The 11,956-nt window shown below is 55.5% G+C and carries 10 protein-coding genes; 6 read left to right on the top strand and 4 right to left on the bottom strand.

Going from position 1 to position 11,956, the window contains the following annotated elements:
- Positions 1-7 precede the first annotated feature (7 nt).
- A complete protein-coding gene (locus tag GSQ91_RS15730; protein WP_158822710.1) occupies positions 8-1,234 on the bottom strand; it encodes a chitin-binding protein in 1,227 nt (408 codons plus the stop codon).
- A gap of 647 nt (positions 1,235-1,881) precedes the next feature.
- Here GSQ91_RS15730 and GSQ91_RS15725 point away from each other — a divergent pair.
- The 6 genes from GSQ91_RS15725 to GSQ91_RS15700 all read left to right on the top strand — a co-directional run bounded on the left by GSQ91_RS15725 (position 1,882) and on the right by GSQ91_RS15700 (position 7,887).
- Positions 1,882-2,658: a thioredoxin family protein gene (locus GSQ91_RS15725; protein WP_158822709.1), complete on the top strand. Its 777-nt coding sequence runs from the start codon at positions 1,882-1,884 to the stop codon at positions 2,656-2,658.
- A gap of 148 nt (positions 2,659-2,806) precedes the next feature.
- Positions 2,807-3,730 carry a hypothetical protein gene (locus GSQ91_RS15720; protein ID WP_254064618.1) on the top strand — a complete coding sequence of 308 codons (924 nt, stop codon included), beginning with the start codon at positions 2,807-2,809 and terminating at the stop codon, positions 3,728-3,730.
- A 263-nt stretch (positions 3,731-3,993) separates the two neighbouring features.
- Positions 3,994-4,272: a hypothetical protein gene (locus GSQ91_RS15715; RefSeq protein ID WP_158822707.1), complete on the top strand. Its 279-nt coding sequence runs from the start codon at positions 3,994-3,996 to the stop codon at positions 4,270-4,272.
- Between the two features lie 77 nt (positions 4,273-4,349).
- Positions 4,350-5,234: a DUF692 domain-containing protein gene (locus GSQ91_RS15710; RefSeq protein WP_158822706.1), complete on the top strand. Its 885-nt coding sequence runs from the start codon at positions 4,350-4,352 to the stop codon at positions 5,232-5,234.
- A complete protein-coding gene (locus GSQ91_RS15705) occupies positions 5,231-6,127 on the top strand; it encodes a DNA-binding domain-containing protein (RefSeq protein ID WP_158822705.1) in 897 nt (298 codons plus the stop codon). Before GSQ91_RS15710 ends, GSQ91_RS15705 begins: the two co-directional genes overlap by 4 nt.
- Positions 6,128-6,141: 14 nt before the next feature.
- Entirely contained in the window at positions 6,142-7,887 is a 1,746-nt protein-coding gene (locus GSQ91_RS15700) for a thioredoxin domain-containing protein (protein WP_158822704.1), read from the top strand.
- A gap of 69 nt (positions 7,888-7,956) precedes the next feature.
- On the opposite strand, the gene GSQ91_RS15695 is transcribed toward GSQ91_RS15700, so the two are convergent.
- From GSQ91_RS15695 to GSQ91_RS15685, 3 genes are all read right to left on the bottom strand, one after another.
- Positions 7,957-9,171 carry an OFA family MFS transporter gene (locus GSQ91_RS15695; protein ID WP_158822703.1) on the bottom strand — a complete coding sequence of 405 codons (1,215 nt, stop codon included), beginning with the start codon at positions 9,169-9,171 and terminating at the stop codon, positions 7,957-7,959.
- An 82-nt stretch (positions 9,172-9,253) separates the two neighbouring features.
- Positions 9,254-10,507, bottom strand: a complete 1,254-nt coding sequence (locus tag GSQ91_RS15690) for a cupin domain-containing protein (protein WP_158822702.1) — start codon at positions 10,505-10,507, stop codon at positions 9,254-9,256.
- A gap of 18 nt (positions 10,508-10,525) precedes the next feature.
- On the bottom strand, positions 10,526-11,941 hold the full coding sequence (locus tag GSQ91_RS15685) for an alginate export family protein (RefSeq protein WP_158822701.1): 1,416 nt from the start codon (positions 11,939-11,941) through the stop codon (positions 10,526-10,528).
- Positions 11,942-11,956: the final 15 nt, after the last annotated feature.

Raw genomic sequence — 11,956 nt, 5'->3', positions numbered from 1 at the left:
ATTCCGGCTAGAGCTGCGACAGCGTTGTCGAGTTGAATTTCATTCCAACGGCTGATTCTAGGTTTCCGATTGCGCTATCGATTACGGCAAAGATCGTTGCGCGGTTACTGGCATTGCTGAGATCGAGAGAAGCGCTGCTCGAAACGCCATGCTGCGATAGCGCAGAGTTGAATGCGGTTTGCGCCTGTGTGGTGGTGAAGAACTGTGCCGCGTTGGTGCCATTCGAATAGTCCAGCGTCTGGAACACATTAGAGAAGACACTTTCCAACGTGCTTACGCTAAAGATGATGTGATTGGTTGGTGTGACCACGGTGGAGAGGCTCGTGGTCGGAATTGGATTGTCGTACATCTGGTCCAGGTAGTAGTGGACCTGGTAGGGATACTGCGCATAGGTGCTCGAGTTTCCCCATACCGAACTGTACGAGTTCACCGACGCCACCGTCGACTCCGTAGCCGTCGCCCCCTCGGTACTGTATTGGGGCACAAGAGTGCCATAGTACCCCTGGTTATAGGCAACGTTGAGAATCACATCGAGAAAGCTGTTCGGAAGATTGACGAAGTTGGCCAGCGCCTCGTCGTACTCCGGTTCCCATGGAGTAGTCCAACCGTACTGGCCTTTGCCGGTTATGTTCAGCGCGACCATATCGTTGTAGTGGAAGAAAGCCGGCAGCATTGGCCCGTAGTACTTGTTGTTGAACGATGGCGGCGTTGCCTGCGAATACTGGTTCGCAGCGGTAGCCATGGTGTAGCCAATGTTTTTCTGAACTGCGATGTAATTGATGAGCGAGTTACCAGCAGGGGCGTAGCTTCCGGCGACCATGTCCACCGCGTAGTTATTGATCTGATAAGGGCCACCTTGGCCCTCATCCATCACTGCCTGCTGGTCCGGCGAGGGATCGATCAGGGTACTGCTGGACTCGTAGTCTTCGGTGGCGATGTTCTCCTGCAATAGCTGCGCCATGATGGATCCATACAGGTAGTCCTTGTTGTATTGAATGCCTGGGACAGCGGTGTATTCCTGAACCAGGTGGCCATACATTACGCCCGCGATCATGTTCGACATGATGAGGTCTGTGTAATTGCCTCCGGTCAGAGTTAAAGCTTCTTCCGAGCTGCCATCACCTAATAGGAGGTGAAAGCCAATCGAGCCCGTAGTTGTCTGCGCTGAAGCTGCGGCGGTCAGGGTGAGGGAAATAACTGCGGTGGAAAGTGCCATGGCGAGCGTGCGTCTCATCGAAGAATCCTCCTTGTAGATTTTTGGGCTGGGCCGAGCCTTACAGGAAATGCCAGCAGCTCAATCGACAAGAAGGACATGGGATCAATTAGAAAGCGGAGTTTTGCAGTATGGCTTACAAGCCCTATTGAGCAACGTTGATGGCGCACCTATCTCGTTCGGCTTTTCAATAAAAGTCAGTAAGGTTCAAAGATTTGTGAGAACTGATATTGCGACTGCGAAATTCCACCGCAAGCGGGCAACGCATGCCCTTGTCCCGCGCACTGGTTTGAGAGAAAGAAGGTCGCGGTTAGAGCTGGAATGGCTACTGCGAGGAAGGTTCTATGCATCATTTTGCGCTTCTCCTAAGTACAAATACGTGCAACTACTTCGGAGGGAACGAACGACTTCCACCGTGGGGAAGGTGGGTGAAAATGATTACAAGGCGCAATGCTAGCACAGCAAATGATCGTTTGACGCTGCTTTACCAAAACTTTTTTCTGAATCATACATAAGAAACATGAAAATAAACCCGATCGATCTCACCGGCCTGACGTACGGGGATGTGAGGTCTGTCTTTCGCGAAGAGCAGTTCTACCAAGGGCATGGCGTTTGTAACTCCGTACATCTTTTCGCGTCTCATGGGCAGCTTCGACGCGGAGATATACATGGCCCAGCTCGCTAGAGTTATCGCAATGGTCTTGATGTCGAACATAGTCCCATTGTCTGCGCAGGTGGTTACAAAGCCTGACTCGACATCGCGACCGAGGATAATTCTCGTTGAACTCTTCACCTCGGAAGGATGTTCGAGCTGTCCACCAGCGGATAAATTGCTCCGCGAGATTGATGGGACGGAACCTGTTGCGGGGCAGCTCATCGTCGGTATTAGCGAGCACGTTACTTATTGGAACTCGCTCGGATGGTCTGATCCGTTTTCCTCATCCACTTATACGGACCGGCAGAACGGCTATGGGACGAGGTTTGGGCTCGAAAGTGTGTACACACCGCAGATGGTTGTTAATGGCACAGAACAGTTTGTCGGCAGCGATAGAAACAGTCTTACAAACGCTATACGGAAAGAGCAGAATCGCACCGCAACAGTGGATCTGCATATTCTTTCCTCAAGTTTCTCGGGGGGGGCGCTGACTGTGAACTTCTCGGCAATGGCGGATGCTTCACTGCATGGCGCGGATATCTTTGCGGTTCTCGCCGACGATGCCGACCAGTCGACCGTGCTGAATGGAGAGAACGCTGGCCGTACGTTATCCCACGTTGCCGTAGCACGCTCCATTGTTCACGTGGCCAAGCTACGAGCAGTGGCTCAGCAAACCGTTGAGATTGCGTTGCCAGCCTCCTTTCATAAAACGCCCGGACATCATCTCATCCTGTTCGCCCAGGCCCCCGGAAGTGGACGAGTGCTCGGCGCGGATTTCACGCCACTGTAAATGCCGCACCCGAATTGCTGTTTAAACATACTGCGACTCTAATGGGATCCTTGAGGTATCCACCGCTGTCCCGGTGGAACAGGCGATGCTTGTGATATTCAGGATCATGCGAAGGTTACGAACTCTCGGTCTTCTAGCGATTATGGCAATGCCGATCGGAAGCCTCGCCGCGCAAGAGAAAGGTTCACGCCACCTACCGGCCATTGCGTTCTCTCAATCGCTTGCAGCAGGAGGCGCAACGCTGCAGATCGATTTTGCGGAAGGCCGGCTCGACCTGCCCAGAAGTGAGGTCATTCAGCGTATTCAAACGGCAGCTCACGCGGTAGCCCTCTACTATGGCCGTCTGCCTGTCCAGCGTATTCGAATCCTCGTCATCCCTGTTGCTGACCAGCACGGTGTTCTTCAGGGAACAACCTGGGGCAACATGGCTGGATCTCCTGCATTCCTGCGACTTCGTGTTGGCCAATCGACAACCCGTGAAGAGCTCGCTGCCGACTGGATCATCACCCATGAACTCGTTCATACAGCTTTGCCGTCGCTGCCGGACGACCAGCACTGGCTGGAAGAGGGAATTGCCAGCTATATCGAACCCGTTGCCCGAGTGCAGGCCAGCCAACTTTCCGCTGCAACCATCTGGGCCGACATGATGAATGGCATGCCGAATGGAGAGCCCGGTTCAAACGACCACGGGCTTGATGTGACACACACCTGGGGTCGAACCTACTGGGGAGGAGCCATGTTCTGTCTTATGGCCGATGTAGAAATCCGCAAGCGGACAGGGAACCGTCGAGGATTGCAGGACGCGTTGCGGGCAATCGTTGCCGCAGGCGGTTCTATCGATAAAGAATGGCCATTAGCACGGGTTCTAAGCATCGGAGATCAGGCTACGAGCACAAAGGTGCTTGAGGAGATGTACGCTCAGTGGAGCGTAACTCCGGTTCCCGTCGATCTTCCACGACTCTGGAGTCAACTTGGTATCCGTGCCGGACAGCACGGCGTCACCTTTGATGCGTCGGCTCCGCTCGCTACGATCAGGGTCTCTATTACTATTCCTGACCGGCCAAGTCTATAACAAGAAAAGGAATAAGTGTTGGATGTGACCGAAGGGTCGGTTGCTCGGCAGTCGTTAGGTGTGAAAAATAATCCTCGTAACCTATTCCGCACTTGGCACTCAAACGTGCAGTATGAATACGCGAAGATTAAGCCTCGCCGATGGCAATCCATTCGGCTTGTCATCGCGTTCCATCAGTACGGCAGTTTTGTATTTATCTTGCATCTATCTACTAACGCCCAGCGCACGCCGTGCGCGGCCCAACCCATAGAAAGGTTCCTCTCATGAAGAACTCCACAAAGTCGCTTGCTCTGGCCGCCGCAGTTGCTGGCCTTCTCGGTGGTACTGCTGTTCGCGTGAATGCACAACCGACGTCGAACGCGCCCACCACGGTTCAGGCCGCCGGTGTGTTGCTCGCGCAGACGACTCCCGACCCCACCAAGCACTCCTGCAAGGGAAAGAACGACTGTAAAGGCCAGGGCGGCGGCAAGCACCCCGGCAAGAACAGCTGCAAGGGTAAGGGCGATTGCGCAACCGACGGCTCCAAGGGACCTAAGGCTTAATTTGTCTCCTTGTTGTGGGGGTTTGAAGGTTCCTTCAGGCCCCTACTCCCCAGGCTTCATCGCATCAGGAGTACGCAATGCCAGCCAATCGATTTAATGGGTTCACGGACTACGGTGTCGGAATAGGACTGCGTGTGCCCCACTATGAGCACATCTTCTCCGAAAAGCCTGTCGTCGACTGGTTCGAGATCATCTCTGAAAACTACATGGTTGATGGTGGCAGGCCGCTCAAGGTGCTCGACCAGATTCTGGAACAGTATCGCGTCGTTCAGCATGGCGTCTCCATGTACTTTGGTTCCGCGCAGGCGCTCGACCGTGAACACCTCAAACGGCTGAAAGAGCTGACAAAGCGCACCAAAACGCCGTGGCTCTCCGACCATCTCTGCTGGGGCAGCGTCGATGGCCGCTATACCCACGATCTGCTTCCTTTGCCATATACGTTCGAAGCTGTACGCAACACCGCGGCCCGTATTCGCGAAGTGCAGGATTTTTTAGAGATTCCCATTGCCGTAGAGAATGTCAGCAGCTACGCCGAGTTCCATGAATCGCAGATGACCGAGTGGGAGTTCCTGAACGAAGTAGTTCACGCCGCCGACTGCGGCATCCTGCTCGACGTGAACAACATCTATGTTTCGTCTCAGAATCATAATTTCGACCCGTTGGAGTATGTGAATGCGGTAGCGGCCGATCGTGTCGCGCAGATTCACATTGCGGGACATTCCAAGTTTGAAAAGTACACCCTCGATACCCACGACCATCCAGTGCTCGATCCCGTGTGGAATATGTACGCACGTGCGATCGAGCGCGTCGGGGTGACCGCAACGCTTCTGGAATGGGATGACAATATCCCTTCGTTCGACGAAGTCCATGCTGAAGCGCTCAAGGCGAATCGTTACCTCGACCAGCCGCAGTCGCGGCCTTCCGCAGTACCGGTGGCTCAGCGCGACGAGGTCAGGGTATGAATCTGCTCGAACTCCAGCGGCGCATGTCAGAGGACGTTCGACGGCCACTGACAGAAGACTTCGAGATGCAACAGGAGATCGAAGATGGCCGCTCGATGAGCGACCTTGCAGAAACCTACGTCAAGCCGAATGATCGGCTTACGTCCTTTGAGCGGCTTGAGATCTATAACCGGCAGTATTGGTTCCGTACTATCGGCGCTGTCTCGGAAGATTTCCCCGCGCTCGCAGCAGTGCTCGGTGCCAAGCGTTTCGATGCGCTGGTACTTGCGTATCTCAAAGAAAACCCCTCAACCTCCTTCACGCTACGGAACCTGGGTGCTCGGCTGCCGCTCTGGCTGAAAGATCATCCCGAGTTTTCGTCAAGGCGGCACACGCTTCTGCTCGATGTAGCACGCCTGGAGTGGGCATATGTCGAAAGTTTCGACCGCGCCGCTGTCGCTCCTCTCACGCAAGAAGCCTTTACCGGGCTTGACGGCGAGTCCAGGCTCTCGCTGCAACCGCACCTCCAGCTTCTCGATCTCCAATACCCGGTCGACGAACTTGTCCTGGCCGTACACAGGGTGACGCCTGAGTCTGACATCATGAGCAACGCCGTTACGGAGCGCAAGGAAACAGCTCGCCTGCGGCTGCCAGGCATGCGCCGGGCGAAAATTTATCTTGCCATCCATCGCTTTGACAACTCGGTCTACTATCGCCGGATCGAGCGCGAGGCTTATCTCCTTCTCTCCGCGCTACAGCAGCGCAAGACGCTCGCAGATTCTATCGACCACGCCTTCGCAAGCAGCAAGCTGAGCCCTGAGGAGCAGGCAGCCAGGATTCAGCAATGCTTCGCGCATGCTGCCGAACTTGGCTGGTTCTGTCAACAACCGCCTGACTATATCGGCATCCAATGAAGCTCCGCTGGCTTTTGCCGTTAGCTCTCCTGACGGCTCACGGCTACGCGCAATCTACGTCTCAGCCCATCGTCTGGCATCCATGGTCGGATGAAATCTTCGCGCAAGCCGCGCGCGAGCATAAGTTTGTGCTGCTCGATCTGGAAGCCGTGTGGTGCCACTGGTGTCATGTGATGGATCAGCAAAGCTACCGCGATCCCTCTGTGCGACGCCTGATGAGTAAGAGCTATATTGCGGTCAAAGTCGATCAGGATTCGCGGCCTGATATCTCCAATCGGTATGAAGACTATGGCTGGCCTGCTACCGTCATCTTCAATGCAGATGGCAGTGAAATCGTCAAAAGACAAGGCTATCTTCCGCCGCAGCAGATGGCGTCCATCCTGCAGGCCGTAATCGATGACCCTTCGCCCGGGCCTTCTGTCGAACCAGAGAAGGCTATTACGTACGCTGTGACTCCATTTCTAGCTCAGTCACTGCTTGATGAGGTGAAGAAAGAGTACGAAAAGCAGTACGATGTTGCCGGCAAAGGCTGGGCCTTCGGCCACAAATATCTTGATGCCGATTCCGTCGAGTATGCCAGCACACTTGCGTGGCGGGGAGACAAGCTTCAGGAGCAGCGCGTCCGCGAGACGCTTCAGGCTGCGGGAGAGTTACTCGATCCCGTATGGGGTGGGGCCTATCAATATTCCACTGGTGGCAATTGGAATGAACCACACTTTGAGAAGCTGCTCTTCATCCAGGCACAGGTGATGCGCACCTATGCGCAAGCCTACGGCCAGTTCCGCACGCCGGAGTATCTCACTGCTGCGCAGAACGTGCATCGTTACGTCCGTACCTTTCTCACCAGTCCAGAGGGCGCGTTCTACGTTAGCCAGGACGCGGACCTCATTGCAGGCAAGCATAGCGCGGACTACTTCAAGCTGGATGATGCCAAGCGACGTTCGCTCGGGACACCACGCGTAGATAAACACCTCTACGCACGTGAGGACGGATGGATGATCAGGGCTCTCTGCACGCTCTATGCTGTCACTGGCGACCCACTTACGCAGGAAGAAGCCGAGCGCTCCGCCCGCTGGGTCATAGCTCATCGCAGTGTTGCTAACGGAGGTTTCTCCCATGGCGATCGGGATGCTGCAGGGCCGTACCTGGGAGATTCACTTGCCATGGGGCAGGCTTTCTTATCGCTCTATGAGGTCACTGGCGATCGCGAATGGCTGAAGCGAGCTGAAGCAGCACGTCATTTCATCGCTGCCAACTTCGCGGCTGCCACAGGAGCGGGGTTCATCACCTCGAAGACGTCTACCGACCACGCTTACAAAGCGCATCCGGAACGAGATGAGAACGCACAACTAGCTCGCTTCGCGAATCTGCTCTCGCACTACACAGGGGAGAAGGGTGATCAAGAGACCGCGACACGAGCCATGCGTTATCTGGCAACATCCGAAGTAGCGACAGCATGGCTCTCCGCGCCCATCCTGATTGCAGAGACGGAGTTCACCAGGCCACCTGTTCACATCACCATCGTTGGCGCAAAGAAGGATCCGACTGCAAAAGCTCTCTTCCAGACGGCTCTAAGCGCCGGGCCGGTCTACAAACGAGTGGAGTGGTGGGACCCAACAGAGGGACCGTTGCCACGGGCTGACGTGCAATATCCATCGCTGCCCCACGCTGCAGCGTTCCTTTGCACGGCGTCCAGCTGTTCTGCTCCCATCTCGGATCCACGGATACTCGAATCGCGCTCCCGCAAAGCAGGAGAATGAGCCTGGGTGATTTGAGATAGAGGGTTCTGAGGTGTCAGCCTTCAGAACCCTCTCCTCGTTGATATCTATCTATGCTCCCTTACTAACAGGATGGGGAGGACGCACTGCGAGTGGGATGATGGTCGCAATCAGAACAATGATGGCAAGGGCATGAAATCCGCTGCGGTAGTTGCCGTTTGCCTGGCGCATATGCGCGACGAGAAGAGGGCCAAAGGCGCTAGCTGCTCCCCAGGCAGTGAGCATCAGGCCATAAATAGGACCGACGTTGGCTGAGCCGAAGTAGTCCGCGGTGAAGGCCGGCATGGTACCGAAGCCGCCACCGTAGCACATGAGAATCAGGAAGGCGACTACTGTTAGCACCGTGGCTGAGGTGATTCCGGGGAGGAACCAGAAGAGCGCGACTTGCAGGAGGAACGTAATGATGAAAGTCGCGCGCCGGTTGAGGAGATCCGAGACCCATGACCAGAAGACTCGGCCAACAGCGTTACCGATGCTGGCGATGCCGACCATACCGGCGGCAATGACAACGGTAACCTTGGCGAGTTCCTGGAAGACTGGCGATTCCTGGGAGATGAGCGAGATGCCGGCGCAGGTGTTGAGGAAGAGGATCATCCAGAGCGCCCACCACTGCCAGGTGCTGAGGGCTTCGCCGAGCGTGTGGTTGGCTTCAGAACGTTGAGCCGTGAGGGCAGCAGAGGGCACCCAGCCTTCGGGCTTCCAGTCCTTATCCGGATTGCGCATAAACAATGAGGCGAGAACGCCGAGAACCGCGTAAGTAATGCCAAGGACGGCGAAGGTGTGGAGCACTCCGATGCTGGCCATCAAGTGTGTGGCCACAGGAGCGGTGATCAACGCCCCAGCTCCAAAGCCACCAACCGCAACACCGGTGATAAACCCCCGGCGGTCAGGGAACCACTTGACCAGTACCGCGACCGGAACGATGTACGCGAAACCAAGGCCAATGCCACCGATAACGCCGTAGGCGAGGTACAGAACCCAGAGGCCGTGGGCAGACAGGCTTGCGAGAAGGGTCCCAAAGCCGTAAAGAAAGGCTCCGGTGACAGCAACGGTGCGTGGACCTACTTTACCGAGCCAGAGGCCGCCGAAGAAAGCAGCAAAGCCAAGAACGACGATGCAGATGGTGAAGGTAAGGGTGACCTGAGAGATGCTCCAGTGAAACTGTTTGATGAGGGGCGTACGGAAGACGCTCCAGGCATAGACAGAGCCGAGCACAACCTGCAACACGATACCCGCAAGGGCAATTCCCCAACGATTTGTTTTCACGAATTGTCGCCCCCTTTAGGCGACTAATGATCTTGTATGGAAAGATGTGGATGCCCCGTTGCAGGGCATCCACACGATACAACTACTCAGGTGTGATGACAGCTTCTTTTTTCTGGATCTTATTTAGGAAGTCTTCGCCGGTACCGATGTGCTGATCGACTAGGCGAGAAGGTGTGTGCGCCAGCCACTCACCGAGGGAAATGTCCTCGTAATAAGGGGTGGGGAAGACCTCTAGGAAGACCAGGTCTTCGTCGCCGGTGTTTTCGATGAAGTGGGGAAGGGACCTGTCGATGTAGCCAACGTCACCTGCCTGGAAGTCCATGGTGCGTGCGCGACCACCTGCGGCAAACACGGACATGCGTCCACTACCTTTGACGTAATACTGCCACTCATCTTCATTCGGATGCCAGTGCAGTTCGCGTAGGCCTCCAGGCTTGAGGGTGACGATAGCAGCAGCGATGTTCGATGCAGGGAAGTTTTTCGCGTCGACGATTTTGACTTCGCCCCCCTTGGTTACCTTGGTTGGGCTCATCTTGCTGGTGAAGAAGGCAAATGAATTGGGGACGCCTCCAGTGACAGCTTCAACCTCGCGTTTTTCTTCCGCCAAAGGACGCGGCAGCTCGCGTTCGAAGATGAAGAGTTCTTTCGGGGGGACATTTGCGAAGGTCGCGGCGGGCACGTCGAAGTTTTTGGCCAGAGCTTCTGCTGGGGTGTGGTGCAGCCAATCGGTAAGGAGGAAGGTCTCGAATTCGTTAAAGTTCCCGTCGTCGAAGACCAGGAGGAACATGGCGCCATCCGGCCCAAGACCCTGAATGGAGTGAGGGATGCCCCCGGGGAAGACCCAGAGATCGCCCTCGTTGACATCATCCACAAAACCGCGCCCATGCTGATCGACAGCGGTGATGCGAGCACTGCCGGAGATCATGAAGGCCCACTCTGCTCCTACATGCCAGTGCAGTTCACGAATGCCGCCCTTGATGAGGCGCATCTGAACGCCGGCCATCTTTTTCGACATGGGAAGGTCGCGTACGGTTACCTGGCGGGTCCAGCCACCGCCTTCGATGCGCTTATGCGCGAAGGAGAAGGGGTACTTGAAGGGAGGCTGTCCACCGGAATCTGTTTCAGGCGGGAAGTTAGAAGAAGGATTCTGTGCATCGAGCGCGGTGTTCTTAGGCTGCGGCTCAAGTTCGTTGACGAGATGATGGTCTTTGGAGCGGATAGGTGTTGCTTCCTGCGCGGAAGCGGCTACCTGCATTCCGGCTATGGCCACCAGAGCTGCTGAAGAATTTCCAATAAACCTGCGACGGCTTAGAGGGTTGTACTCATTCTCGGACATAGGTTCTGTAGTTCCTTTCTAGTTCTGTTTGCCTGGATTCTGAGTTTGCTTATCCACTCGAAAACGGTAGGTGAGTGAAAAATAGCCAATCGTTTCCGCGGCTCCATGCTTGTTATCGAGGAGCACCTTGCCGGGAAAGAGATGCCCCACACCGACATTGGCGACGATGTAGTCGTGAAAAACGTACTTTGCGGAGGCGTCAAATTCCTGTCCGATGTCATCCGTCGCGAACCCGCCGGTGGGCGGCTTGATGACTACGGAGGCGGAGCTGGAGTAAAGCGAGTCATTCTTCTGGGCGAGATTCAGGAAACCGCCCTGGACCAGTATCGAAAGATTTTTAGAGGGTCCGAGATCCAGGTTGATGCGCTCCTGACGAATGTTCTGGTAGCCGAATAGATCAACGAGACCGAACGCGTTGTGGTTCGATGGATACGACTGGTCATAGGTGCCGATACGGTTCGCGTTGGTGTGGTCATTGCCGGTCGCGTAGTCAAACTCGCCACCGATGCGCGGCTTCCACGGAAGCGTTTCCATCGTGTAGGCGAGCTTATCGAAGTTCTGGCCTGCGTGAATCGAGTTGTTCGAATAGCTACCGCGCTGTAACGATGCATTGGCCTCGTAATCGAAATTCGCAGGCAATGTCCCTTCAACTTCGGTGCCGAACGTTGTTTCTACCTCATTACCCTTGATATTTTGATTGCTGGTAACCCCGCGTACCGTATGGATAAGCACATACGGAGAGAGGTGAACCTTCGGAATCCACGTCGAGATCGAGCCGTACGCACCATGGAAGGTGAGTCCGGCTCCATGTTTGTCGAGCGATGTGGGGTGCACGGCAACTACCGACGTAGAAAACAGATCAATTCGATTCTTGTCGCCGATGCGGGCATCAAAGCCGTCCCAGGTGCGGCTGTTATTGGTCCAGTCGCTGATACCGATGATTCGCTCTGAGCCGAACTTCAGTTCCTGCCGCCCCGCGAAGAGGTCGACGGGTATACCTCCTGGCCGCCCGTGCAAATCGGCATAGCCCTGGCGCAGGTCGAACGCGTCGCGCATGTTGGAAGCTACAACATGCGTGGGCAGGCCCAGGGCGTGGGTGTCGATGAACTGCAGATAGCCGGTAAAGAAGCTGGTCGGTCGAATTTCCAGAGCACCGTAGGCACGTGTCAGCTCATAAATGCGATCGCCGTCCTGGGTGTAGTTGTAGGAGGTTTGGCCTTCGGTACGGCCGCGAAGTTCCATGCTGAGTGTCATCCACGAAGGCAGATCGTTCCACTGGAGGGGTTCGACCTTTCCGCGCTTCTGCGGGTAATCCGCATAGATGGTGGACTGCGCAATGGCGTGGACGGCAGAGAATGCGACGATTGCTGCTAGGGCAATGGCACTGATGCGCGTTGCCAGGTGAAGCTTATTGCAGAATAAGTTGGTTGTCACTTACGTTCTCCGTAT

This window comes from Granulicella sp. S156, assembly GCF_009766105.1.
Classification (GTDB): domain Bacteria; phylum Acidobacteriota; class Terriglobia; order Terriglobales; family Acidobacteriaceae; genus Granulicella.
This window is presented reverse-complemented; position numbering and strand designations above follow the sequence as displayed.

Bases quoted from the DNA above. Each gene is read 5' to 3' on its own strand.
- GSQ91_RS15730 (WP_158822710.1), bottom strand. From the start codon at position 1,234: ATGAGACGCACGCTCGCCATGGCACTTTCCACCGCAGTTATTTCCCTC.
- GSQ91_RS15715 (WP_158822707.1), top strand. From the start codon at position 3,994: ATGAAGAACTCCACAAAGTCGCTTGCTCTGGCCGCCGCAGTTGCTGGC.
- GSQ91_RS15725 (WP_158822709.1), top strand. From the start codon at position 1,882: ATGGCCCAGCTCGCTAGAGTTATCGCAATGGTCTTGATGTCGAACATA.
- GSQ91_RS15710 (WP_158822706.1), top strand. From the start codon at position 4,350: ATGCCAGCCAATCGATTTAATGGGTTCACGGACTACGGTGTCGGAATA.
- GSQ91_RS15690 (WP_158822702.1), bottom strand. From the start codon at position 10,507: ATGTCCGAGAATGAGTACAACCCTCTAAGCCGTCGCAGGTTTATTGGA.
- GSQ91_RS15705 (WP_158822705.1), top strand. From the start codon at position 5,231: ATGAATCTGCTCGAACTCCAGCGGCGCATGTCAGAGGACGTTCGACGG.
- GSQ91_RS15720 (WP_254064618.1), top strand. From the start codon at position 2,807: ATGCCGATCGGAAGCCTCGCCGCGCAAGAGAAAGGTTCACGCCACCTA.